The sequence below is a fragment of the Micromonospora sp. NPDC023814 genome, from assembly GCF_040639595.1.
Taxonomy (GTDB): Bacteria; Actinomycetota; Actinomycetes; order Mycobacteriales; family Micromonosporaceae; genus Micromonospora.
Map to the genome: position 1 here is coordinate 1 of NZ_JBFAAF010000037.1, position 25345 is coordinate 25345.

Consider the following 25345-nt stretch of genomic DNA (forward strand, 5'->3'; position numbering starts at 1 on the left):
GCTCCGTACCGATGTAGTTGTGGTTGAGCATCCGGGCCTCTTCCTGGGCCAGGACGACAACCCGTCGCGCTCGGTCGGTGAACCGCTCGAACATGTCTGCCACCCCTGGAGAGTGACGCCGTCCCGGGTGACAGGAGGCCACCCGGGACGACGTCTTTCGGGACTACCAACGGCGGTTGGTCGTCACGCGCTGACGTAGGCTTCCGAGCCCACCAGCGCGTCACCCAGCTTCATCGACACACCGGTCAGGCGCGCCCGGGACTCGCCGTCCTTCGTCCGCAGCGCGGCGTCGGCGTGCTCGGCGGTCAGCAGCGTGCCGGTCGGCTCGATGTCCTTGAGCTGGCCGCTCAGGTGCACCGGGGCCGCCGCGTAGAGCGTGGCGGACGGGGTCACCAGCTCGAAGTGAGCGTCGAAGTGCAGCTCACCCGGGTAGCGCAGCCGGCTCAGGCTCTCCTCGTTGCCGTCGCCGAGCTGGCCGCCCGAGACGGTGAAGAAGCTGGCCCGCAGCATGACCTTGCCGCCGAGAGCCGGGCTGTTGCCCACCAGCGCCACGCGGGCGAGCTGGGCCAGCACCCCGGAGCCCTGGTCGTGCTTCTCCGGCCCGAAGAGGAGGATCTCGGCGCCCGCGGCGAGCGGGTAGTCGCCGGCGAGCTCGATCTCCTCGGTGCGGCCGTTGACCTCGACCTTGATCTTCGCCTCGGTCGAGGCCTGGATGATGATCGACGGGTCGACCAGCATCGAGACGCACGGGCCGATGCTCGACGCGAAGAAGGCGCTCGGCGTGTTGCCGACGGCCTCGTTCTCGTCGTTCGACGGGTACCACGCGGCCGGGAGGTTGGTGCCCCGGACCACGTTGTGCGCCGGCATGACCTCACCCTGGTCGCCGTACGGGCGGCCGAGGAACGGCGAGGTGAGCGGGGTCTTGTACGGCGGAAGGCCGTCCACGATCCCCTTGACGTCGATGACACCCCGGTGGGCCAGCCGCATGGTGCTGGTCTCCAGGATGCCGAACCGCCGGATGTAGAACTCCGCGGGGAAGTTCTTGCCGGGCACGATCTGCTTGATGTGACCGGTGTTCGGCAGGTACGGGTTCGACAGGATCTGGATCCGGTCGTTCAGCGTGTAGCTGAACCCCTTGATGCCGACCTCGGGGGCGCTGATGAGCTCCAGGTTGAAGCTCGCCGTGCCGTCCTCGTCGACGGTGTGCTTGAACCCCGGCATCGGCCACTTGTTCATCTGCACGAAGCCCGACAGGTTGATCGTCTCCCGACGGCCGCCGTAGTAGTCGTCACCGAAGACGACCGTCGCCGCAGCCAGGATGTGCGGCCGCAGCGGCTTCGGCTCGATGTTGAGCGACTCGTAGGTCTCTCTCGCCGTGTCAGTCACGGCTCCACCTCCCTGTTTGCCCCGGATGCCCTGACGCCCTCTGTGACGCTCTGCTCAACCCGGGAGGACCACTGACCCGAACGCTATTGTTTTCTAAAGTGACTGTCAACGGGGCTACAGTGATCGTTTGCGAAATAATGTCCGGTTTCACTGATGGTTCAAGGGGATCATCCAATACGGAGGGTTGAATCCCCGTAGGCGCATATCCCACCGACGCTATTCGTTCGTATACCGCTTCGGGCCGTCTGGTAGGAGTGCCCCCGCATGCTCGGGTGAGGCCGCGCCCATCCGCGACGGGCCGCCGGCGTCAAGCCGCGGCGTGCCGGAGGGCAGCCGCTGCCAGAGTTGCGCCGGTCGGATCGGGCGGTCAGACCGCGTGGGTCGCCGCGGTGAGCCGGAAGTCCTGGACGCGCAGCATCGGCATGGCCGTACGCGCCACCGCGTCGCCCCAGTCGCGGGCCCGGGTCGGCACGGTCCGGCCCACCTCGGTGACCCGGGCGGCCATCGCCAGGGGGCTGTCGTTGAAGCGGAAGTTGTTGACCGCCCCGACGACCTCGCCGTCGCGCACCAGGTAGACGCCGTCCCGGGTCAGCCCGGTGAGGGCCATGGTGGCGAGGTCCACCTCACGGATGTACCAGAGGCTCGTCACCAGCAGGCCACGCCGGGTCGTCGCGATCAGGTCGGCGGGCGACGCACCGCCCGGCCCCTGCAGGATGAGGTTGTCCACCGCGGGCGTGAGCGGCATGCCCAACTCGTCCGCGCTGTCGCGGGTGTGTACCAGCGACCGCAGCCGACCCTGGTCCCACCAGCGGGTCGCGCCCAGCGGGAGGCCGTTGTCGAACACCGACCTCGTCGGCGTCGACGCGGGCGCCACCAGGAACGGGGCGCAGCGCAGCCCGTCGGCCGCCGGGTCGCTGCGCAGGGTCAGCGGCACGCCGGCGAGTTGCTCCCCGATCCGGGTCCGGCCCCCCGGTCCGCTGTAGACCGTCCGCCCCTGCGCCGCCGCCCGGGCTCCCGCCGTGGTGTAGGCGTAGTTCATCAGGTCGGCGACGGAGGTCGGCGGCAGCAGGCACTCGTACCGGCCGGGCGGCACCTCGAACCGTCGCCGGCCCCAGTGCAGGCGCCGGTCCAGCTCGTCCTGCAGCGCGGCCACCGAGACGTCGCCGAAGTCGGTGGTCACGGCGTTCGTCCAGACCGGGAAGCCGTCCCGGTCACGCGCGGTCAGCTCCAGGTGCCCGGCGGGCTCGTCGTGGCGCAGCCGCACACCCGTGGAGGTGCCGAGGAACGTGCTGCGCATCCGGTGCTCGGCGTACCCGTGCAGCACCCGGCCGCCGCGCCGCGCCCGGCCGAACCCGGCGGCCAACTGGTCGACCAGCCCGGTCAACACCGTCGGCGGCGCCGCCGGGACCGGGTCCTCCCAGTGCGGCGACCCGGCGCCGGAGGCCGGCAGGGGCCGCGCGTCCGGCGCCGGCGGCGCCTGGCGGGCGGCCGCCCGAGCCGCCTCGACCAGCGCGACCACCTCGGCCCGGTCGGCCGGCCCGCACAGCGACACCGCACCCACCCGGCCGCCCGCGACGGCCACCACCGACACCCGGCGCTCGTCGCCGCTCCCGTTGCCGGTCAGCGCGTTGTCCGCCCACCGCAGGTGCACGTCGGCGCCCTGTTCCACGATCGCCACGCAGTCGTCGCCGCCCGCCGCGCCGAGGGCGATCTCCACCGTCTCCTGCGGGCTCGGGGTCCTCACGCGGGCGCCTCCGTCCGGGTGCTGGTCACGCGTACGCCTCGGAACAGCGCCGAGGGGCACCCGTGCCCGGCGGCGGCGAGTTGCAGCGGCTGCGCCTTGCCGCACTGCCCCGCACCGGACAGCAGCCAGGTCTGCGGGCCGCCCACCGCCTCCAGCGACCGCCAGAACTCCAGCGTCGTCCCCGTGTACGCGGCGTCCCGCACCTGGCCGGCCAGGCGGCCGTCCCGGATCCGGTAGAAGCGCTGCCCGGTGAACTGGAAGTTCACCCGCGCCATGTCGATCGAGAAGCTGTTGTCGCCGACGACGTACAGCCCGTCCCGCACCCGGCCGATCAACTCGCGGGTGTCCGGCCCGTCCGGCGCCGGGCGGAGCGAGACGTTCGGCATCCGCTGCACGGGCAGGTGCCGGTACGACTCGGCGTACGCGCAGCCGGTGGAGCCGTCCAGCCCGGCCGCGCCGGCGGTCTGCCGGTCGTGTTGCGTGCCGACCAGCACGCCGTCGCGGACGAGCGGCCACGACCGGGCGGCCACGCCGTCGTCGTCGTAGCCGATCGTGGCGAGCCCGTGCGGGGTGGTGCGGTCGGCGACCACGTTCATCGCGGGCGAGCCGTAGCGGAGCGACCCGATGTCGTCGGGGGTGACGAACGAGGTGCCGGCGAAGGCCGCCTCCCGGCCGAGGATCCGGTCCAGCTCGGTGGCGTGCCCGACGGTCTCGTGGATCGTCAGCCAGAGGTTGGTCGGGTCGATGACGAGGTCGTACTCCCCCGGCTCGACGGACGGGGCGGCGAGCTTCTCGGCCAGCAGCCCCGGCAGGCGGGCCAGCTCGCCCGCCCAGTCCCAGCCGGTCCCGGTCAGGTACTCCCAGCCGCGGGCGGCCGGCGGCCCGAGGGTGCGCATGGTCTCGAAGGTGCCGTTGTCCGCGTCGATCCGGAACCCGACCACCATCGGGTGCAGCCACGTCCGCCGCTGCCGGACGCGCCGGCCCTCGCTGTCGTGGTACACGGTGGACTCGCGGAACACCTGCAGGTACGCCTCCGCCAGGTCGGCGCCGCCGTCGCGCAGGATCGCGCACCAGCGGGCCAGCAGGGCGGTGCGCTCGGCGGCGGGCACCGCGAAGGGGTCCACCTCGCACGGCGACTCCCACACCACCGGCCCGTGGACCGGCTCGGGCGCCAGCCGGGGCGGCGCGCCGCGCAGCGGGCGCAGCATCCGGGCCAGCTCGCAGGCCCGGGCGGCCAGCTCGGCGACGCCCGGCGGGGAGAGGTCCACCCCCGAGGCGAAACCCCAGGTGCCGTCGACGAGGACCCGCACGCCGGCCCCGGTCTCGACGCTCTCCTGGGTGCCCTCCGGCTGCCCGTCGCGGACCCGCTCGCGCAGCGCCCGCACCCGCCGCAGCCGCACGTCGGCGTACGAGGCGCCGAGCCGGCGGGCCCGTTCCAGCGCGGCCAGGGCCAACTCCCCGGCCGGCAGCGTGTCGAATCCCGGTTCCGTGGCGGCGGCCGGGGCGGGCCCGGCGGTCACCGGAACCGGATGTCGGGGTACTGGGTGGTCCACTCCCCCGCCCGCACGGTACGCAGCGCCTCGGCGACCCGGTCGACCTCGTCGCGGGTGCTGTAGACCGCGAAGGAGAGCCGCACCGTGCCGAGCAGCCCCAGGTCGTCGAGGAACGCGCTGGCGCAGTGCACGCCGGACCGCACGGCGATGCCGTGCGCGTCGAGGTGCCCGCCCACGTCGTACGGGTGCAGGCCGTCCACGGCGATGGAGACGATGCCGGCCGGGTCCGCGGCCGGGTCGCCGACGACCCGCACCCGGTCGACGTCGCGCAGGACCGCGACGGCGTACCGGACCAGGTCCGCGTCGTGTGCCCGCACCGCGTCCCGGTCGAGCCCGTCCAGCCAGGTCAACGCGGTGGCGAGCCCGACCGCGGCGCCGATGTCCGGGGTGCCGGCCTCCAGCCGCGCCGGAACCGGCACGTAGGACACCGGGGCGTCGTGCGAGACCCCCTTGACCGTCCCGCCGCCCACCTGGTACGGCGGCAGGTCGGCGAGCAGCTCGCGCCGGCCGTAGAGCACCCCGGAGCCCATCGGGGCGTACACCTTGTGGCCGGAGAAGCAGTAGAAGTCCGCGCCGATCTCCCGCACGTCGACCGGCAGGTGCGCGACCGCCTGCGCGCCGTCGACGATCACGGGCACGCCCCGGTCGTGCGCCACCCGGACCAGCTCCCGCACGGGGTTGACGGTGCCGAGCACGTTGGAGACGTGGCTGACCGCGACGAGGCGGGTCCGGCGGCCCAGGACGGCGGCCAGGTCCTCCGGCCGGACCGGCCCGCCGGCCGGTGACGGCACGATCCGCAGCCTCGCCCCGCGCCGCTCGCAGAGCCGGCGCCACGGCAGCAGGTTGGAGTTGTGCTCCATGCCGGTGACCACGACGTCGTCGCCGGCGCCGACGATCCGCTCGGCGAAGGTGTCGGCGAGCAGGTTCACCGCGTCCGTCGTGCCCCGGGTGAAGACGATCTCGTCGGCGTGGGCGGCGTTCACGAACCGCCGGACCACCTCCCGGGCGTCCTCGTAGCGGCCGGTGGCCCGGCGGCTGAGCTCGTAGAAGCCGCGCCCGATGTTGCTGTTCGCCGTGGTGTAGAAGTCGACCACCGCGTCGAGGACCGACCGGGGCTTCTGCGTCGTCGCGGCGTTGTCGAGGTAGGCCAGCGGCGGGCCGTGCCCGGCCGCGTCGAGGAACGGGAACTCGGCCCGCACCGCGGACAGGGGATGGGCAGCCGTGTCGGTCATCCTGCTTCCTCCGTGAAGCTTGCGGTGAAGCGGTCGAGGAAACCCGGCGGGCAGGGGAAGAGCTTCTGCTCCGGGTAGGGCCGCTCGGACGGGGGGATCCACCCCGGCTCGCCGCGCCGGGGCCACCGCCCGGCCCGGTCCGCCAGGTGCGGGCCGTGGAAGAACCAGCAGATCTGGCTGACCTGCTCGGTGAAGACGACGGGATGCACCTCGGGCGAGTACATCGCCATGTGCCCGTACGCGGCCAGGAACTCGCCCGCCACCCCCATCGAGGCGCCGAGCATGACGTGACCGAAGACGTCGTGCACGGCCCGGAAGATGTCGTTGTGCAGCAGCGGTACGCCGCCGACCGTGACACCCGACGGGGCGCACAGCGGATGGTCCGGGGCGGGCCCGTCCGGGCCGTGGCCGTCCCGGGTCAGGTAGACGTGCAGCACGCCGGTGCGGGCGAGGCGGTCGACCAGGTCCGCCGCGCCCCGGTACGGCTGCCCGGGGCCCCGCCACGGCTCGACGCGGATCCCCGCCCGGGCCAGCAGGGCGAAGTGGCGCAGGTTCTCCTCCGTGAACCGGCGGTAGCGGGCCGCCAGGTCCGGCCCGAGGTCCCGCCGGGGCGCCCGGTCGAAGTGCAGGGCCACCGTACGGCAGAACTCCGGGTCGACGCGCACCCGGGTGCCGGGCAACCCACCCAGGTCCCGGCGCGGCAGCTCACCGCGGGCGGCGGCGTCGTCGACGTACGACTGGGCCAGCGCGAGCAGGCCGGGGTGGCCGGCCGGCGGACGGGCGGGGCGTGGCGCGCTCGGGCAGGCCGCGGTCATCCGGCCCTCCCCGGCCCGGCCCCCGGCGGGCCGGATCCGGCCGCCTCGGGCCGGCCGGCGTCGGCCGGCACGTTGGCGGCGTCGGCGGGCACGTCGGCGGCGTCGGCGGGGCGGCGCGCGCGCAGGCAGAGCGCCGAGCCGGGCAGGGTGAGCACGCCGTCCGCGTCGGCGAAGGCGGCGGCGGCCTCGGCGAGCCGCTCCCAACCCGCCCGCTCCGCGTCGGCGCCGAGCTGCCGCCGCACCGTGGCGAGCACACCGGGCGGCGTCACGTCGCGGGTGTACGCGAGGTACTCGTCGATGGAGGCGAAGCGCATCGCGATCCCGACGGACTCGGTGCCGACGTCCGTGAAGCCCGCGGCGAGCAGGTCGGCGCGGGTGCGTTCGGCGTCGGACATGCTGAACGGGCCGGGGCGGCCAGGTGGGGGGACCGGCAGGCCCGCGGCCAGCGTCCGGAAGCCCAGCGAGGTCATCGGGTTCGCCTCCGGCGGCCCCCAGACGGCGGCGGCCAGCACGCCGCCGGGAGCCAGGAGGCGGTGCAGACCCCCGAGGGTGCGCTGCCGGTCCACCGCGAACATCAGCCCCCATCGGCTGAGCACCGCGTCGAAGGAGTGCGCCGGCAGGTCGAGGGCCTCCACGTCGGACTCGGCGAACTCGATCGGGTGGCCGAGGCCGGCGGCGCAGCGGCGGGCCCGGTCGACCATCTCCGGTGCGAGGTCGATGCCGAGCACCCGGCCCGTGGGGGCGACCAGCCGGCCGGCGCTGACCGACGGCTCGCCGGTGCCGCAGCCGACGTCGAGCACCCGGTGACCGGGGCGGAGCCCGGCGGCGCGCAGCAGCCAGTCGGTCACCGGCGCCGCGGCCCGCTCGTAGCGGTCCTGCCAGAAGTCCCACCCGGCGCTGACCGCGTTCCAGGTGTCACGTTGCTCGGCCTTGAAGGCCACGGAGTCGAACCGGACGGCGGTCATGTCGCTCTCCTCGCAGGCGAACTCGGCCTCACATCACTATATGATTGACAAGTTGGTCGGGCAACGGCGTGCGCTTGCCATCACCTGCCCGCCGCCGACACCCGAGCCCTCACCGGACGGCGGCCGGGCGCGCCGGACGCTCGCCGTCGAGCAGTTGCAGCAGGTAGTCGCCGTACCCGCTGGCACGCAGCGGCACCGCCAGGCGGCGCATCGCCGCGTCGTCGAGCAGCCCGGCCCGCCAGGCCGCCTCCTCGACGCAGCCGACCTTGACGCCGTGCCGCTCCTCGATCACGCGCACGTACTCGGCCGCCTTCATCAGGTCGCCGAACCGGCCGGTGTCCAGCCACGCGGTGCGCCGCCCGAGCAGCCGCACCTCCAGCCGGCCCTGGCGCAGGTACTCCCGGTTGACGTCGGTGATCTCCAACTCGCCCCGGGCGCTCGGCGTCAGCTCCGCGGCGATGGCGACGACGTCCGCGCCGTACACGTAGAGGCCGGGCACGGCGTACCGGGACGGCGGGACCAAGGGCTTCTCCACGATGTCGCGCACCGCGCCGCACTCGTCGAGGTCGAGCACCCCGTACGGCCGCGGGTCCGCCACCGGGAGCCCGAACACCAGCCCACCGTCCACCCCGGTCAGCTCGGCGAGCTGCCGGTCCAGCTCGGCGGAGTGGATGATGTTGTCGCCGAGGATGAGCATGGCCGGGCCGCCGGCGAGGAATTCCGCGGCGAGCAGGAGCGCGTGGGCGATGCCGTCCGGGCGCCCCTGCACGGCGTACCGCAGGTCGAGCCCCCACTGGCCGCCGTCACCGAGCAGGCGCCGGAACAGCGGCTGCTCGTCGGGGCGCGTGATGATGAGGATCTCCCGCACACCGGCCGTCACGAGGGTGCTCAGCGGATAGAAGATCATTGGCTTGTCGTAGACCGGCATCAGTTGCTTGGAGACCGCCCGGGTCACCGGCCACATCCGGGATCCGGTGCCACCAGCGAGCAAAACACCACGCATTTTTAAAGCGTAGCGCATGGCGCCTGCGCGTGGTGGAAACATCACGTCGGGTGCCGGGCGGGTAGCCTGCCCGGGGATGGCCCGACCGTCGTGGAGGGAGCCGCACATGACCGACGTCGACCAGGAGACCGGGCTGCCGAGCTGGCCCGCCGGCGCCGACGGCGCGTACGTGGCCGCGCGGCGGGCGCTCGCGGCGGCCGAGCAGGACCTGCGGGACCAGCTCGAACGTGTGGCCGCGGCACGGCGACGGCTGCCACCCGGCCCGCTGCTGGGCGATTACCGGCTCGCCGAGGGGCCGGCCGACCTGGCCCGGCCCGGGCCGGCCCGGAGCGTCCGGCTGCGCGACCTGTTCGAGGAGCACGAGACCCTCTTCGTCTACCACCTGATGTTCGCACCGGACGCCGCCGAGGCCTGTCCCATGTGCTCGCTGTGGGTGGACGGCTTCCACGGGGTGCTTCCGCACCTGCGCCGGCACACCGCCGTGGCGGTGGTGGCGAAGGCGCCGCTGCCCCGGCTGCGGGCCTGGGCCCGGCGGCGGGGCTGGACCGGCCTGCGGATCCTGTCCAGCCACGGCACGTCCTTCAATGCCGACCTGCGCGCCGAGCACCCGGACGGCACGCAACGACCGATGGCCAGCGTGCTGCGCGCCGAGGGCGACCGGGTACGGCACCTCTACTCCGCCCCCGCGAGCTTCCCCGACGGCGGCGAGCGCGGCATCGACCTGCTCAGCCCGGTCTGGAACGTCCTCGACCTGCTGCCTCAGGGCCGCGGCGACTGGTACGCCGGCAACGACTACGTCCCCGGCCCGGCGACGTCCCCCGCCCCGGCCTGACGGCCCGCCCTCGGACCGGGCCCGCGGCGTCCCCGGGCCGGCACGATCGCGCGTCCGGCCCGGCGGCCTGCCCGGGCCGGCACGACACCGTCCCGGCCCCGCCCGGCGGCGGGCGCTCACCGCCGGGTCACGACCCGGTGGCGAGCAGGTCGGGCAGCCGCACCGCCGCCAGCCGGCGGCCGGCGAAGTCGGCGTACCAGAGCAGCGCGCCGTCCCAGGTCAGGCCGACCGGACGGCCGGCCACCGGCGCCTGTCCGCGCAGCGTGCCGTGCCGGGCGTCGACCGCCCGCAGCATCGCCCCCTCGAAGTCGGCGTAGACCACGAGGTCACCGGCCACCGTCAGCCCGGACGGCACGCCGGGCACCGGGAACTCACGCTGGACGGTCATCGTGGCGACGTCGCGGAGCTGCACCACCGACGGCCCGCGCAGCCCCATCCACATCGCCACGCCGGTGGTCTCCACCCCGCAGAGCCGGCCGCTGGGCGGGGCCACCTCCTTCTCGCCGAGCGCCTCGCCGGTGAGCGGGTCGATCAGCAGGATCCGCTTCGGGCGGCCCCCGACCTGGCAGAGCGCGCCGCCGCCCACGGTGAGGTCGGCCCGCGCCCGGGGACAGGACAGGGTCCGCACGACGGCGCCGGTGTCCGGGGCGAGGGCGTAGATCTCGCCGGCCTCCTGGTCGGAGTGCCAGAAGAACTCGCCGTCGAAGGTGAGGCCGCACAGGTAGCGCCCCGGGGCGGGCAGCGACCGGACGACCGGCAACGTCGTGTCGATCTCGCGGATGGCCATGGACGGCCCCTTTCGTGGCAGGCGGGTGGACGGCGGGACGCGGGCGGACGGCCGGCTCAGGGCCCGCCCGCCAGCGCCCGGGACAGGTCCTCGGCGAGGTCGTGCGGATCCTCGATGCCGACCGACAAGCGGATCAGCGAGTCACCGATGCCCCGCCGCGAGCGGGCCTCGGCCGACAGCGGACGGTGCGTCATCAGGGCCGGGCACTCCACGAGGGAGTGCACGCCCCCGAGGCTGACGCCGCAGGTGAAGAGCGTGAACCGGTCCAGCAGTTGCTCGGCCGGGCCGCCGAGGTAGTCGAAGGAGACGATCGCGCCGGGGGCGCTCATCTGGGCCTTGACGACCGCCTGCTGCGGGTGCTCGGGCAGCCCCGGATAGTGGACGGCGCCGACCGCGGGGCTCGCCCGCAGCCGTTCCACCAGGACGCGCGCGGTGGCGACCTGCCGGTGCACCCGCAGCGACAGGGTGTGCAACCCCCGGCGGACCAGGAAGCAGTCCAGCGCCCCCGGCACGTTCCCGGCCGTCGTCCGGTACGCCCGGACCGCGGCGTGCAGGTCCGCGTCGCGGTAGACGAGGGCGCCGCCCAGCACGTCCGCGTGGCCGGCGATGGACTTCGTGGTGCTGTACAGCGAGACGTCGGCGCCGAGCGCCAGCGGCTGCTGGAGCACCGGGCTGGCGAAGGTGTTGTCGACCACCACGCGGGCCCCCCGCTCGTGCGCCCGCCGGCTGACCTCGGCGACGTCCACCACGGTGAGCAACGGATTGGTCGGTGTCTCGATCCAGACCAGGGCGAGGTCCGGTTCCGCCAGGGCCGCCGTGATCCCCTCCTGGGTGGTCAGGTCGGCGTACCGCACCCGCACGCCCTGCCGCGCGGCCAGGTCGAACAGCCCGTCGGTGCCGGCGTACACGTCGTCGGTGCTCACCACGCACTGCCCGGGCCGCACCAGCGACAGCAGGGTCGCGGCGGCGGCCTGGCCGGAGGAGAAGACGGTGGCGAACGGGGCCCGCTCCAGCCCGGCCAGGCACTCCTCCAGCTCCTCCCGGGTGGGGTTCTCGCCCCGGCCGTAGAAGTAGCGGGGCTCGTCCTGCGCCCGGCGCTCGTACGTGGTGGAGACGTGGATCGGGGGGACGACGTCCCCGGTGCCCGCCGACGGCCGGCGACCGCCGTGCACCAGCCGGGTGTCGAAGCGCATGCCGCTCACCCCTGCCCCACCGTGGCGGCCCGGAACGGGGCGAACGCCCGGACCAGGCCGGCCGGCACCCGGACCGGCTCGGTGCGCCCGTTCGGCCCGCGCATGCACGCGATCCGCTGGCGCCCCCGGGCGACCAGCAGGTCGTCGCCGCCGAGCCGCAGGTAGTCGAAGCCCAGCTCCATCTGGGTCTGGCTGAGCTCGACCAGCCGCATCCGGACCGCGAGGCGGTCGAACGGCGCCAGCTCGGCGAAGAACTCGCACTCGGCCCTGAGAGTGAACAGCTTCAGGTCGGCGCGCAGCTCGTCGAGGATCTCCGGCGCGTGCTCGTGCAGGAACATCTCCCGGCACCGGCCCTGCCAGCGCAGGTAGTTCACGTAGTACACGTTGCCGACGAGGTTCGTCTCCTCGAAGCCGACGACGTGCCGGTACTCGTAGTAGCGCGGCATGCTCACCGCCCCGCCCCGCCGAGCACGGCGACCACGGTCGGCGCCGCCGCTCCCGCCACCGCGACGACCCGGGTGGCGATCCGGACGTCGCCGGCGTCCAGCACCACCCAGCCGTCCGGGAGCGCCCCGGGCAGCAGGGTGAGCCGGCCCTCGGGGCGGCCGGCCTTCTGCAGGCACTCCTCCGCGCACCAGACCCGGGTGGCCGCCACGTCCGGCGGGTCGCCCACCTCCGCGACGAGCAGCGCCGCCACGGCGCCGTGCCGACCCACCAGGTCGTGCCGCACGTCCGCCGGGCGGGCGGCCACCGGCTCGGCGTCGCAGGCGAGCGTCCCGTCCCCGGCGACGGCGAGGTCGAGCGGCGCCGAGTGCGCCACGGAGACGGTGTACGGCAGGTCGACCTCCGGCCGTCCGTCGGGCCGGTGCCGCACCACCACGGGCTGGCCCAGCGCGCGGGAGAGCAGCGCGCCGGAGTCGCGGGGCCCGCCGCCGGGCGCGGCGGCGACGGCGATGTCGCCGGGGAACACCTCGGCGAGCCGTCTTTGCAGCAGCGGCCCCAGCAGCGCGGGCGGCCAGGACCCGCGCGGCGCGTGCGGACGCACGGCGCGCAGTCGCAGGCCCATCCAGTGCTCGATCACCGCGCCGGTGGCGTCCCGGACGACGACGTCGTACACGTAGGCGGTGCCGTGCTGCTCGCGTTCCCGCGCGGTCATCGTCACGGCCTCGGTGGCCGACAACTTGGGGCCCGCCGACCAGATCCGGTCGATGCCCTCCGGCAGCAGCGTCGCGTCCGGCACGCACACCTGGATCCCGTGCATGAACGCGTCCCGGGCGCCCGGGTCGCCGAGCACCAGCCGGCCCGGCAGGAAGGCGCTGAACCAGGAGGCGGCGTCGCTGGTGACGACCTCGGCCTCGGCGACGCGCGCCGCGACCTGCCGGTAGCCCTTGATCCGGCGGAACCGACCGGCCTGGAACAAGACGTCGCCGTAGAGGTCGCGGGCCGGGTCGAGCGGTACGGCCGGCAGCTCCGCCGGCGCCGGCGCCGCGGTGTACGCCGGGTAGGTCTCGTCCGGCGCGAACCGGAGCCGGGCGCGGAAGTGGTCGGCCGCGAAACCGGTCGCCGCGCTGCGCAGGACGACGTCGATGACCTGCTCCGACCGGACCAGCGCGGCGATGCGTACGGTCGTGCCGGTGTCCGGGTCGACGACCACCGGGCGGTCGAACCGGACCTCCTCGATCACGGGCACTCCCGGGTGCCGGGCCAGGGCGGTGGCCACCTGGGCCATGGCCTCCAACCCGAGCACCGCCGGGAACAGCAGGTCGCCGTCGAGCCGGTGGTCCTCCAGGTACGGATCCGTGGTGCGGGCCAGGTCGACCTCGCAGACCAGCTCGATGCAGTCGTAACGCACCAGCGGCCGTTCGGTGAAGCGCAGCAGCGGCAACTCGGAGCGGTGGTAGCGGAGGGTCTCCACGCCGCCGGTGCGCCCGGTGACCACCACCACCGGAGGCAGCGTGTCGTCGGCGACCACCTCGCGCAGGACCCGCAGGCCGTCGTCGGGGCTGATCGGGGTGACGCCGGAGCCGCTCAACGACTCGACCACCGACAGCCGCTCCCCCATGCCGACCCCGGACCACACCGACCACTCCAGGCAGACGGCGCGGCACCCCGGCCGCGTCGCGGCCACCTCCCGGGTCAGCTCGGCCAGCGCCTCGTTCGCCGCGGCGTAGTGCGCCTCGCCGTGCAGTCCGGCCCGCCCGATGATGCTGCCGAACGTGACCAGCAGGCGCAGTCGTGCGGGGTCGACCGCGGCGAGGACCGCCCGCAGGCCGTCGACCTTGGCGGCGAACACGCCCCGCAGGGCCGCCTCGTCCAGGTCGACGAGCGCGGCCGGGGTGTTCTGCCCGGCGCCGTGCAGCACGGCGGTCACCGGGCCCCAGTCGGCGGTGACCGCGGCGACCGCGGCGGCCACCGCGGCGGCGTCGGTGACGTCGACGCGCAGGTAGCGCAGGTCGGACGCGGCGTCCGCGAGCCGCGCCAGATTGCCGGCCAGGGCCTCGTCGGCGGCGGGGTCGGACCGGCCGAGGACGGCCAACCGGGCGCCGCTCTCCCGGGCCAGCATCAGCGCGGACTCGGCGGTGATGCCCTTGCCGCCGCCGGTCACCAGCAGCACGTCGGCCGGACCCAGCGGCAGCGCGTCCGGCCCGGTGCCGGACGTGGGCAGCGGGCGCAGCACGGGCACCCGGCGGGCGCCGCCCGGGTCGTACACCACCTCGGTGAAGTCCTCCGTGGCGGCCACGTCGGCGACCACCCGGTCGACCGCGGCCGGGTCGAGGGGGGTGGTCACGACGGTGGTCCGCAGCCGGTCGCCCTCCAGCCGGGCGGTCTTGGCCACCGCCCCCGCCCGCGCCGCCGGTTGCACGACCACGAGCCGCCCGCCGGGCGGTTGGCGCAGCGCCGCCTGGGCCCCGCGCACCGCGACGGCCAGGTGCTCCTCGTCGGGTTCGTCCGGCAGGCAGACCAGCACGCCGTCGCCGACGCCACCCGCCTCCAGCGCCCGGCGCAGCGCGTCCGCGAGCGGGTGGTCGGGGTCGGCGAACACCTGCCAGCGACCGCACGGCTCCGTCGGGTCCGTCACCGACAGCGGCTCGTCGACCAGGTCGACGACGAAGGTCCGCACCCACGGCGCGACGCCGGCGACGAGGTCCGCGCGCTCGTGCGGGGCCTCGCGCTCCCGGGCCTCCAGCGCCTCGGCCATCTCGCGGACGGTGGCGGTGGCGAAGTTGGTCGGTATCGCCACCGCGGAGAGCCCCATGGCGCGGGCGGCCTCGTTGACGAGCTGGCCGACGGTGATCGAGCTCATGTGCAGGTCGTCGAGGAACCGGCTGTCGTCCCGGAGCACCTCCACCGGCAACTCAGCGCGCTGCGCCACGAGGTGCCGCACCAGCTCCAGCGCGCCGGTGGCGGCCGGCATCGGGGTTTCGTCGGCCCGGGCCGGAGCCGGGACCGGTTCGACCGCGGCCGGCGCCGGCCCGGCCAGCTCGGGTGCCGCCTCGCACGGGCTCGCGAAGAAGGTGCGGGCGCGGTGCGGATCGAACGGTCGGGTCAGCCGGTCCTCGAACAGGGCCGGGTACGCGGCCGGGCCGCCGAGCGCGTACACCGCGCCGACCGCGCCGAGCAGGCCAGACAGCGACTCGGCGTCGGTGTCGACCGCCAGCGCCGGCACGTCCGGCGCCTGCTCGCGGGCCAGCCCGGTGAGTACCTTGCCGGGACCGACCTCGAGGAACAGGTCGACCTCGGCGGCGGCGCGTGCCAGCGCGGCGGCGAAGCGCACCGGAGCCTCGATCTGCCGGTGCAGGTGCTGCGGCAGGTCGGTGTCCGACGGGAGGACGGCGCCGGTCACCGTCGAGGCCACCCGGCGCAGCAGCGGCCCGAACCGGCGGGACCGCAGGCGCTCGGCGAAGGCGGTGGCCGCCGGTGTCATCAGCGGCGAGTGGAAGGCGTGCGGGACGGGCAGCCGGGTGCAGCTCACCCCCGCCGTCGCGGCCCGCCGGGCCACCTCGGCCACGACGTCGTCGCCGCCGGCGACGACCGTCTGCCGGGGCCCGTTGTAGCCCGCGACCACCGCGCTGGTGCCGGCCAGCAGGGCGACGGTCTCCTCCGGCCCGGCGGTGACGCCGAGCATCGCCCCCGGCGCGGCGTGCCTGGCCATGGCCTCGCCCCGGAGCGTGACGAGTTCCCGCAGCTCGTCCTCGTCGAGGCAGCCCGCCCAGTGCAGCGTGGTGAGCTCGCCGAGGCTGTGGCCGACGACGACGGTCGCGTCGATGTCGAGCGCGGCGAGGGCGCGCAGCCCGGCCAGCGAGCCCGTGACGATCCGGGGTTGGGCGAACGCGGTCGATCCGGCCGCCTCGTCCCTGGGCGGTTCCCCGGCCGCGCGGTAGACCTCGTCCACCTCGGTGAACCGCCGGCGCAGCGCCCCGCCGCCCCAGCCCCGGCCGGAGCCCTGGCCGGGGAACAGGAAGCCGACCCGGACCGGCCGGGTGACCCGGCCGACGAAGACGCCCCGCGCCGGGTCGACCAGTGTCCCGGCGCCGTCGGGCGCCAGGGCCCGGGCCGCCAGTCCGAGGCCATGGTCGGCCTCCTCCGGCGACCGGGCCACGACCGCCGCCCGGTACGCGCGGCCGCGCTGGCCCCGGTGCAGGGTCGTGGCGAGGTCGCCCAGCTCGGCGAAGGCCAGCCCGGCCACGACCGTCCGCAGGTCGTCCAGCCGGTCGTGCAGCTCGTCGCGGGTGTCCGCGTCGACCAGGAGCAGCTCGGCGTCCTGCACGGACCGGGCGAGCTGCTGCGTCCGCCGGTCCAGGGACCGGCGGCGGGGGCGGGTGGGGCCGTCGACGACGAGGTGGGTGTTGATGCCGCCGAAGCCCATCGCGGTGACGCCGGCCCGCTGCGCGGCGCCGGCCGGCCACGGCTCGGCCCGCCGTACGGCGCGCAGCGCGGGACGGTCCGCGGTGAGTTCCGGGTGCGGCTCGACGCACCCGACGGTCGGCGGAACGACCTGGTGGTGCACGGCCAGCACGGCCTTGATCAGGCCGGCCACCCCGGCTGCGGCCTTGGTGTGACCGATCATCCCCTTGATGGATCCGATCGCGGCGGCGTCGGCGTCCGGGTCGGCCGCCCGGCGTTCCTCGCTCAGGGCCCGCAGCTCGGTGCCGTCGCCGACGGCCGTGCCGGTGCCGTGCCCCTCGAACAGCGGCACGGTGTCCACCCCGAAACCGGCCCGCTGGTACGCGCGCCGCAGGGCCAGCCGGTAGCCGGCCGCCTCCGGCCGGGTGATGCCGCCCCGGCCGTCCGAGGAGACGCCCCACCCGGCCACCGAGGCGTAGATGCGCCGGCCCTGCGCGAGCGCGTCCCGCTCCCGCATGAGCACCACCATGCCGCAGCCCTCGCCGGGCCAGAACCCGTTGGACCGGCGGTCGTAGACGCGCATCTCGTCGCCGGCGAGCGCGCCGGTCTTGGCGAAGCCGACCATCTCGAAGGGGTCGATGGACAGGTCCACGCCGCCGGCCACCGCCACGTCGACGTCGAGGTCGGTCAGGCTGCGGCAGGCCGTGACCACCGACAGCAGCGACGAGGCGCAGGCCCCGTCCACGGTGTACCCGCCGCCGTGCAGGTCGAAGTGGTTGCAGATCCGCCCGGCGATGGTGTTGGACAGGCCACCCGCGAGGCTGTCCTCGGTGATCTCGGCGAACGGCGCCTTGTAGGAGCGCTCCAGGTCGGCGAGGAAGGCCGCCACCCGGTCGTCGTCCCAACCCTGCTCGCCGAGGGCGGCGCCCACCACGCGCCGGACGTACGGCCAGCGCAGGCGCATCATGCCGGCCCGGGTGAATTCGCCGGTGAGGGTGTTGCCGACGACCACCGCCGTCCGCTCCCGCGGCAGCCCGTCGCCCTCGGGGTACCCGGCGTCGGCGAGTGCCTGCGCGGCCATGTCGAGGGCCAGCCAGTGGGTGAGGTCGGTGGACCGGTACGTGCTTCCACTGACCTTGAACCCGACCCGGTCGAACTCGTAGCCCTCGATGACGGCCGCGTTGCCGGCGTAGTAGCGGTCGGGGGCGGCCGGGTCCGGGGACCAGTAGTCGGCGGCCCGCATCCGCTCGTCGGGCAGGCGGCGGAACGCGCGCCGCCCGGCGAGGGCGTTCTCCCACAGCTGCCCGGGGCCGGCGGCGTCCGGGAAGCGGCAGGCCAGGCCGACGACGGCGATCCTGCTCATGCCCGCACCATCTCGCGGGCCACGGGTGGCACTGTGCCGTCGACGGTCCCCGGGGCGGCGGGCGGCGTGCCCCTGCCGTCGCGGGCGGCGACGCGCACCGCGTGCAGCGACCAGAGGAAGCCGCCCCGGATCAGGCAGACGATGGCGGTGGCGAAGAAGAGGCCGTAGACGATGGACGCGCCGGTGAGGACGCCGTACACCAGGGCCACTCCGCCACCGAAGGCGAACTGGGACAGCGGCCGTGACGGGGTCGTCCCCGGGTCGGTGATCATGTAGTTGGTGAACAGGACGAACGCCACCCCGGTCATGGTGGCCAGCGCCGGCAGGATGGCGGTGTCCAGCACGAGCCCCCGCACCACCGACTGGAGCACGAAGACGCCCAGCCAGCCGGCGATCAGCCACATCCGGCCGGTGAGCTTCGCGTTGAGCATGGTGCCGAAGACGACGATGACCGCCGGGACGATCCAGTCGGCGGGGCCTTCGAGGTATTCGGTGAACTGGTACGGCGGGGCGATGGAGATCCACGGGAACAGCAGCAGCACCACCGCGATGCCGAAGTTCGACGGGTTCATGAAGTGCCGCAGCCGGCCGTTGACCGGCACCCGGAACAGCCACTTCCCGCTGATGGCCACGGCCACCGCGAAGAGCATCACCGGCAGGCGGTCGTTGACGTACAGCAGCATGTTCACCGCGAGGGCGGTGATGTGCGCGGGGTAGAGGAACTCGACCAGTCCCCGCAGGCCGCCGCCCCGGTAGCGGGGCGGGCGGTGCTCGGCCCGCGCGCCGATCGTCTCCAGCACGAGCTCCACGGCGTAGCCCGTGGCGATCGCGAACAGCGGCCACGCCCAGGCCTGCTCGAAGCCGAGCACGGTGTAGCCGGCGACGTTGAGGATGGTGATGGAGATGGCGAACCTGCGCAGCGCGGTGATCCGCGGGTCCTTCGCCGGCTTCTGCGTCATCGCGAGACCTCCCGAGCCTGCGAACCGAGGGTGAGGGTGTGTCGACCGGCGGTGAGCGACAGCTCCTGCTCGTGCGGGGCGCCGGACCGGTCCCGCCAGGTGAGGTGGACCGACACCGGGCCGGTCGCGTCGCCCAGACCGAGCGACACCTCGTTGCTGCGCCGGCCCGAGTGGCCGCTGCCGCCGTCGACCCGGTCGATGAGCACCCGACCGTCCGGCGTGGTGACCCGGACGTGCGCGCCGACGACCGGCGACCCCGCCCCGGCGAGGGGGCCGGCGGCCGGCGCCTGCTCGTGCAGCAGCCGCAGGGTGAGGAAGGACCCGGTGTCCGGGCTGTCGTTGCGGTAGAAGACCGGCGCGTCCCACTGCCGGGCGACGGCGAAGTCGAGCCGCCCGTCGCCGTCGGCGTCGCCGGTGGCGATGCCCCGGCTGGGCACCCGGTCGGCCAGGCCCAGTTCATGGCTGAGGTCCTCGTAGCGGCCGTCGGCGCCCCGGACGTGGAAGGCGAGGTGCTGGCCGCCGGCGATGTCGTCGCCCTGCTCGACCCTCGGCCACCAGCGGGGGTTGGACAGCAGGTCGTCGTTGGCGGTGGCCGCCTCCTGCAACTGCGCCCAGCGGTTGACCTCGCCCTTGACGAAGCCGGCGGTCTGCACGATGGCCGGTTCGCCCCGGTTGGTGAAGTCGCCGAACTTGACGTCCCAGCTCCACCCGCTCCAGGCCAGGCCCAGCTCGGCGCTCCGGTCGTGCCACGGCGCCTCGCCGGCCCGCAGCGCGGCGCGCAGCGCACCGGTGTCGGCGGCGGTGTTGACGAACGCGAAGTTGCTCTCCTGGATGCCGAACGAGGTGGTGATGTTGCCGACGTACAGGTCGAACATGCCGTCGCCGTCGATGTCACCGAAGTCCACGCCCATGCCCTTGAACGAGTCGTGGCCGAGCCGCTTGGACTTGGGGGTCAGGCCGGGCAGCCCGGGGCTCTCGACCAGCGCGAAGGCGATCCGCCCCCGCTCCGACCGGTTGTGCAGCAGCCGGTCCGGCCCGAAGTCGTTGGCCACGTACAGCTCGGGCAACTGGTCGCCGTCGAGGTCGTTGGCGGCGACGGCCAGGGTCCAGCCCCGGGAGACCTTGGTGTCGAAGACGTCCGGGACCTCGGCGAAGGAGACGCTCGGCGTGGCGCCGGCGGTGGCGCCGGTCCACCGGAACACGTGGTCCTCGCCGCCGTTGAGGCCGTTGGACATGGACCGGTTCATCGCCATCCCGCCGTGCACGGTGTCGTCGAGGACGGCGCTGTCGGGGAAGTAGTTGCCGATGTAGACGTCGAGCTGCCCGTCCCCGTCGAAGTCGGCCAGCGTGGCGGCGTTGGTGTTCCACTTCGGCCCGTCGTACCGGCTCCCGCCGGTCGACGCGCCCGGCACCAGCTCGACCGGGTGGTAGGCGTCCCGGGACAGTCCGGTCGCGTCCGCCCGGGCCAGGAAGACCACCGGGGTCCGGCCCCACCAGTACACGAGCAGGTCGGTGCGGCCGTCGGCGTTGAGGTCGCCGGGCAGGCAGCCCATCGGGGCGATGTACGGGTTCGTCGGCAGCGGTGCGGGGTCCAGCACGAACGGCTGGTAACGCCCGGCGCCGGCGGTCGGGGCCGGGGTCACCACGACGCGGTCGACGCGCGGGTCGGTGACGCACATGTCGTTGGCCAGCCCGTCGCCGTCCAGGTCGTTCATCGCGACGCCGGCGCCGACGGAGGAGATCCACGCCGCCAGGTGCTGGTACGCGCCGTTGACCCGGCGGATCGACTGCTGCGGCAGCCCGCCCGGCATCGGCAGCGACATCGGCGTGAACCGGTACGGCTGGGCCATGGCGCGCCGCTCGTCGGCGTTCGCCTCCGGCTGCCGGACCAGCACGTACATGCCGGTGAGCAGCACCAGCGCGACCAGCCCGGCGATCTGCCGGCGGAACATAGTGATGATTGCCGACAAGGGTCAGCACCTCCCCAGCGTCACGAACTGCTTGGCGATCCGCTGCCGCCACACCAGGTAGGCCGGCTCCGGCCCGTCCCGGTCGAGGTCGGCCAACGCGGCCTGGGTGACCGCCGCCGCCTCGGCCGGTGGCGCGCCGCAGAAGACGTCGGTGGCGGCCGCGGTGTGCGCGGTGGTCAGTCCGGCGCGCTCCCGGGCCTCCGCCGCGAAGGCGCTGCCCTGGGCCATCGCCGGGGCGTACGCGCCGCTGCGCTCGCGCAGCCGCCGCAGGTCCTCGGGCGGTGTCCCGCCGGCGTACGTGGCGGCCAGCGCCACCCCGCTGTACAGGTCCTCGTGCCGGTCCGGCGGAAAACCGTCGACCGTGTCGGCGATCCGGTCGGTGTCGCCGCCCTCGACGAACCACAGCGCGCGGCCGATGCCCTGGTCCACGACGCGCCCGGTCCACCGCCCGATCGGGTCGCCGGGCCAGGGCAGCACCTCGTCGCGCCGGTGCGACCGCACGTACCGCCGGGTGTGGAAGTACGCCTGGTGGAATCCGTAGCCGTCCAGGGCGAGCCAGCCCAGCAACCGGTCGGCGGGTTGGATGGCGTGCCGACGCCAGCGGGGCAGGCGGGCCATCGCCCAGCCCACCCCGACATGGACCATGTAGACGTGCCGAGCGGCCGGCCCGGCCAGGAACCGGGCGACCCGGCGGCCACCGGTCAGCCCGTCCAGGACGGCGAGGCCCATCGCCGCGCCCTCGTACGCGAACCCGCGCAGGTCCGGCTCGACGGTCTCCAGCGCCACGGCCGCCTCGTCCGGGCCGCGGGCGCCGACGGCGTGCCCGTAGCCGGTGAGGAAGTGGGCGCCGACCGACTCAAGCCGCTCACGGGTCGGCTCGTCCCGGGCGCGGAAGCCCCGGGTCGCGAAGGTGGTCTGGGCCATCCCCGGCGTCAGGACGTATTGACGAATGGTTCGCCAATTGGCGGGCATGGCGCACTCCTCCCGCAGGTGGGACGCGGTTAAATCAGACGACAGTTGACGAAATGGTTCGTCGAAATCCAGCTCCGACGGGAGCACCGGATCGCCGTACCGCTACGGACCCATGTTTCACGGCGTTCATCGGATCCACTTCTCCCAACTTGCTCGGCTGGCCCGCCAATGGCTCCCCAGCCGGTTGCCGGGGCGTTCAAGAAATCGTCAAGGAGGACTACGCAGACTCCTCTGCGGTGCCCGATCCCACTGCCACAGGGAGCTGATGTGAAATCGACGTCTGGCGTTGCCCGGAGCACGATGGAGCAGTCCCGGGAGGCGGCTGCGGCGCGGGCCATCGACTACATGCGCCGGCATCTGTCGGAGCCGCTGCAGCTGGCCGACCTGGCCCGGGTGGTTCCCTTCAGCCCGTTCCACTTCCACCGGCTGTTCCGTGACGTGACCACGATGACCCCGGCCCGCTTCCTCGCCGCGCTGCGGATGGCGGAGGCCCGCCGGATGCTGCTGCACTCCGGCCTGACGGTGACCGCCATCAGCGGCCACGTCGGCTACACGAGCGCGGGGACCTTCACCACCCAGTTCTCCCGGCTGGTCGGCACGTCGCCGGGGCACTTCCGGCAGATGTCCCGGCTGCTGGCCGGCCGGCCCTGCCACGTCCTGGCGGGCTGGCTGCGCAACGCCGTCACGGAGGTCACCCGGCCCCGGATGGTGCTGCACGTGCCCGACAGCGAGCCCGGCGACCTGGTGCTGGTCGGCCTGCGGGCCGACGGGGAGGCGGCGGACGCGTCGACCGCGTGGGCGGTGGCGCCCGACGGCGCGCAGGTCCCGGTGGTGGCGCGCCCGGGCACGTACCAGGCCCGGGTCGTGCTGGTCCGGGGCGACAGCACGCTGACCCGGGCCCTGGTGGACGAGGAGCCCACCAGCCACCTGGTCGGCACCGCCGAGCTGGTGCTGCCCCAGGACGGCTGCGCGGCCGCCCCGGTCACCACCGCGCCGCCGCGGCCGACCGACCCGCCGGCGCTGGCCATCGGCCCGGTGTGCCGGCTCGTCGAGACGTTCACGCGGCTGTCCGGCCCGGTGGGTCGGTCGGGCCCGGCCTGGCCGGCCGGCCGCACCGCGCTGGCCGCGGCGGCCATCGCGTGACCCGGCGGCACGGGCACGCGCGCGTGTCGGCGACAGGACCACGAGGTCGTGACCAGGAAGGCGGTGCCGGGCCATCATGCCGTTCCTTCCCGACCCGGGCGGACCGTCCCCGCTGAGGGTGGTCATCGCCGGTGCCGGCTACGTCGGCACCTGTCTCGCCGTCACCCTCGCCGGCCGCGGCGCCGAGGTGGTCGCGGTCGACAGCGAACCGGGCACCGTCGCGGACCTGCGGGCCGGCCGCTGCCGGCTGCCCGAACCCGGCCTGGCCGGCGCCGTCCGGGACCTCGCCGCCACCGGACGGCTGACGGCCAGCACGTCGTACGACCCGGTCGGCGCGGCGGACGTGGTGGTCGTGACGGTCGGCACCCCGACCGACGCCGGCCACGAGATGGTCACCGACCAGCTCGTGGCGGCGTGCGAGCAGATCGCCCTGCGGCTGCGCGCCGGGCAACTGGTGATCCTCAAGTCGACGGTCTCCCCCGGCACCACCCGGACCCTCGTCGCGCCCCTGCTCGAGAGCGGCGGGCTGGTGCACGAGCGCGACTTCGGGCTGGCCTTCTGCCCGGAGCGACTCGCCGAGGGGGTGGCGCTGGCGCAGGTGCGGACGCTGCCGGTGGTGGTGGGCGGGTGCGGCCCGCGCAGCGCCGCCGCGGCCGAACGGTTCTGGCGGTCCGCGCTCGGCGTGGACGTCCGGCAGGTGCCGTCGGCCGAGGCCGCCGAGGTGGTCAAGCTCGCGACCAACTGGTGGATCGACGCGAACGTGGCGATCGCCAACGAGCTCGCCCGGTACTGCGCGGTGCTGGGGGTGGACGTCCTCGACGTGATCGGCGCGGCGAACACCCTGCCCAAGGGCAGCAGCATGGTGAACCTGCTGCTGCCGGGGGTGGGTGTCGGCGGCTCCTGCCTGACGAAGGACCCGTGGATGGCGTGGCGGGACGGGCGGGACCGGGGCGTGCCCCTGCGCACGGTCGAGACCGCACGCGCGGTCAACGACGACATGCCCCGGCACACCGCCGCCGTCATCGCCGACGAGTTGGTCAAGCTGGGGCGGGACCGGTCCGACACGACGATCGCCGTGCTCGGTGCGGCGTTCAAGAACGACACCGGGGACGTCCGCAACACCCCGGTGCGCGGGGTCGTGGCGGCGCTGCGCGACAGCGGCTTCCGGGTCCGGATCTTCGACCCGCTGGCCGACCCCGCCGAGATCGTCGCCCGGTTCGGCACCGCACCGGCGGCGAGCCTGGACGAGGCGGTGAGCGGGGCGGGCTGCCTGGCCTTCCTCGCCGGGCACCGCCAGTTCCACGAGCTCGACTTCGGCGCCCTGGCCGAGCGGGTGGACGAGCCCTGCCTGGTCTTCGACGGCCGCATGCACCTCTCGCCGGCGCGCATCCGCGAGCTGCACCGGTTCGGCTTCGCCTACCGCGGCATTGGAAGGTGAGGAAAAGTGCCCAGATCCCTGGTCACCGGCGGGTTCGGCTTCGTCGGCAGTCACGTCGTCGAACGGCTGGTCCGCCGGGGTGACGAGGTCGTCGTCTTCGACCTCGCCGACCCGCCGCCCGACCTGGAGCACCCGCCGGGCGCGATCCGGCACGTTCGCGGCGACGTCCGGGACGCCGACGGGCTGGCGGCTGCCGCCGCCGGGGTGGACGAGGTCTACCACCTCGCGGCGGTCGTCGGCGTCGACCGGTACCTCAGTCGGCCGCTGGACGTGGTCGAGATCAACGTGGACGGCACCCGGAACGCGTTGCGGGCCGCGCTGCGCGCCGGCGCCCGGGTCGTGGTGTCCAGCACGAGCGAGGTGTACGGGCGCAACCCGCGGGTGCCGTGGCGGGAGGACGACGACCGGGTGCTCGGCAGCACGGCGACGGACCGGTGGTCGTACTCGACGAGCAAGGCGGCGGCCGAGCACCTGGCGTTCGCGTTCCACCGGCAGGAGGGCCTGCCGGTGACGGTCCTGCGCTACTTCAACGTCTACGGCCCGCGCCAGCGCCCGGCCTACGTCCTGAGCCGCACCGTCGCCCGCCTGCTGCGGGGCGTTCCGCCCGTGGTGTACGACGACGGCCGCCAGACGCGGTGCTTCACCTGGATCGACGAGGCGGCCGAGGCGACCCTGCTGGCCGCCGCCCACCCGCGCGCCGTCGGCGAGTGTTTCAACATCGGCAGCAGCGTCGAGACCACCGTCGCCGAGGCGATCCGGCTGGCCGGCACGGTGACCGGGGTGCCGGTGGCGGCCCAGACCGCGGACACCGGAGCCGGGCTCGGCTCCCGCTACCAGGACATCCCCCGCCGCGTACCGGACTGTGGCAAGGCCGCCGCGCTGCTGGACTGGCGGGCCCGCGTACCGCTGGTGACCGGCCTGCGCCGGACCGTCGAGTGGGCCCGCCGCAACCCGTGGTGGACCGCCCAGGCCGACGACGGACTGGTCGTCAGGTAGGTCGGGCCGGTGCGTCGGCCCGCCGCCGGCGGGTGGCCGGCGGATCCGTCCGGAGACGGCCGTCCCACCGGGGGCGACCGCGGCCACACCGTCACGTCAACGGCCCGGGCGGCCGGTTCCGGCGCCGGGCTGGCTCCCCGGCCCGGGGT

Annotated in this window: 17 protein-coding genes and 1 pseudogene; 4 read left to right on the forward strand and 14 right to left on the reverse strand. The window is 74.7% G+C overall.

Going from position 1 to position 25345, the window contains the following annotated elements:
- Positions 1-183 precede the first annotated feature (183 nt).
- The 7 genes and pseudogenes from AB0G14_RS20280 to rfbA form a co-directional block, all read right to left on the reverse strand.
- Positions 184-1386: a DUF6004 family protein gene (locus tag AB0G14_RS20280; RefSeq protein WP_350687465.1), complete on the reverse strand. Its 1203-nt coding sequence runs from the start codon at positions 1384-1386 to the stop codon at positions 184-186.
- Between the two features lie 367 nt (positions 1387-1753).
- Positions 1754-3103, reverse strand: a complete 1350-nt coding sequence (locus tag AB0G14_RS20285; RefSeq protein ID WP_357699612.1) for a metallopeptidase TldD-related protein — start codon at positions 3101-3103, stop codon at positions 1754-1756.
- Between the two features lie 23 nt (positions 3104-3126).
- Positions 3127-4683, reverse strand: a complete 1557-nt coding sequence (locus AB0G14_RS20290; protein WP_357699523.1) for a TldD/PmbA family protein — start codon at positions 4681-4683, stop codon at positions 3127-3129.
- Positions 4647-5915 (reverse strand): cysteine desulfurase, encoded by a 1269-nt coding sequence (locus AB0G14_RS20295; RefSeq protein ID WP_357699525.1) that lies wholly within the window; start codon positions 5913-5915, stop codon positions 4647-4649. Before AB0G14_RS20295 ends, AB0G14_RS20290 begins: the two co-directional genes overlap by 37 nt.
- Positions 5912-6730, reverse strand: a complete 819-nt coding sequence (locus tag AB0G14_RS20300) for a crotonobetainyl-CoA--carnitine CoA-transferase (RefSeq protein WP_357699527.1) — start codon at positions 6728-6730, stop codon at positions 5912-5914. The genes AB0G14_RS20295 and AB0G14_RS20300 overlap by 4 nt, the downstream gene beginning before the upstream one ends.
- A 113-nt stretch (positions 6731-6843) precedes the next feature.
- Positions 6844-7695 (reverse strand): annotated as a pseudogene (locus AB0G14_RS20305) (class I SAM-dependent methyltransferase); the annotation flags it as partial.
- Positions 7696-7804: 109 nt separating this feature from the next.
- The gene (rfbA, locus tag AB0G14_RS20310; protein WP_357699529.1) at positions 7805-8698 is read right to left on the reverse strand and encodes a glucose-1-phosphate thymidylyltransferase RfbA; all 894 of its coding nucleotides are present in this window, start codon (positions 8696-8698) and stop codon (positions 7805-7807) included.
- A 106-nt stretch (positions 8699-8804) separates the two neighbouring features.
- On the opposite strand from rfbA, the gene AB0G14_RS20315 reads away from it, so the two are divergent.
- Positions 8805-9530 carry a DUF899 family protein gene (locus AB0G14_RS20315; RefSeq protein ID WP_357699531.1) on the forward strand — a complete coding sequence of 242 codons (726 nt, stop codon included), beginning with the start codon at positions 8805-8807 and terminating at the stop codon, positions 9528-9530.
- A 127-nt stretch (positions 9531-9657) separates the two neighbouring features.
- On the opposite strand, the gene AB0G14_RS20320 is transcribed toward AB0G14_RS20315, so the two are convergent.
- From AB0G14_RS20320 to AB0G14_RS20350, 7 genes are read right to left on the reverse strand one after another with little or no spacing between them, the layout of a single operon-like run.
- Positions 9658-10317: a hypothetical protein gene (locus tag AB0G14_RS20320; RefSeq protein ID WP_357699533.1), complete on the reverse strand. Its 660-nt coding sequence runs from the start codon at positions 10315-10317 to the stop codon at positions 9658-9660.
- Positions 10318-10373: 56 nt separating this feature from the next.
- A complete protein-coding gene (locus AB0G14_RS20325; protein WP_357699535.1) occupies positions 10374-11510 on the reverse strand; it encodes a PLP-dependent aspartate aminotransferase family protein in 1137 nt (378 codons plus the stop codon).
- 5 nt (positions 11511-11515) lie between these two features.
- Positions 11516-11956 (reverse strand): acyl-CoA thioesterase, encoded by a 441-nt coding sequence (locus tag AB0G14_RS20330; RefSeq protein WP_357699614.1) that lies wholly within the window; start codon positions 11954-11956, stop codon positions 11516-11518.
- A gap of 2 nt (positions 11957-11958) precedes the next feature.
- On the reverse strand, positions 11959-17718 hold the full coding sequence (locus AB0G14_RS20335) for an SDR family NAD(P)-dependent oxidoreductase (protein ID WP_357699536.1): 5760 nt from the start codon (positions 17716-17718) through the stop codon (positions 11959-11961).
- Complete coding sequence (locus AB0G14_RS20340) at positions 17715-18677, reverse strand: enediyne biosynthesis protein (RefSeq protein ID WP_357699538.1); 963 nt, start codon at positions 18675-18677, stop codon at positions 17715-17717. Before AB0G14_RS20340 ends, AB0G14_RS20335 begins: the two co-directional genes overlap by 4 nt.
- Complete coding sequence (locus AB0G14_RS20345; protein ID WP_357699540.1) at positions 18674-20647, reverse strand: CRTAC1 family protein; 1974 nt, start codon at positions 20645-20647, stop codon at positions 18674-18676. Before AB0G14_RS20345 ends, AB0G14_RS20340 begins: the two co-directional genes overlap by 4 nt.
- A 3-nt stretch (positions 20648-20650) precedes the next feature.
- Entirely contained in the window at positions 20651-21619 is a 969-nt protein-coding gene (locus AB0G14_RS20350) for a DUF1702 family protein (protein ID WP_357699542.1), read from the reverse strand.
- Positions 21620-21919: 300 nt separating this feature from the next.
- Between AB0G14_RS20350 and AB0G14_RS20355 the strand changes: the two genes are divergently transcribed.
- The 3 genes from AB0G14_RS20355 (at position 21920) to AB0G14_RS20365 (ending at position 25196) form a co-directional block, all read left to right on the forward strand.
- Positions 21920-22762, forward strand: a complete 843-nt coding sequence (locus AB0G14_RS20355; RefSeq protein ID WP_357699544.1) for an AraC family transcriptional regulator — start codon at positions 21920-21922, stop codon at positions 22760-22762.
- 118 nt (positions 22763-22880) lie between these two features.
- On the forward strand, positions 22881-24200 hold the full coding sequence (locus tag AB0G14_RS20360) for a nucleotide sugar dehydrogenase (RefSeq protein WP_357699616.1): 1320 nt from the start codon (positions 22881-22883) through the stop codon (positions 24198-24200).
- A 6-nt stretch (positions 24201-24206) separates the two neighbouring features.
- Positions 24207-25196 (forward strand): NAD-dependent epimerase/dehydratase family protein, encoded by a 990-nt coding sequence (locus AB0G14_RS20365; protein ID WP_357699546.1) that lies wholly within the window; start codon positions 24207-24209, stop codon positions 25194-25196.
- The last annotated feature ends 149 nt before the right edge of the window (positions 25197-25345 follow it).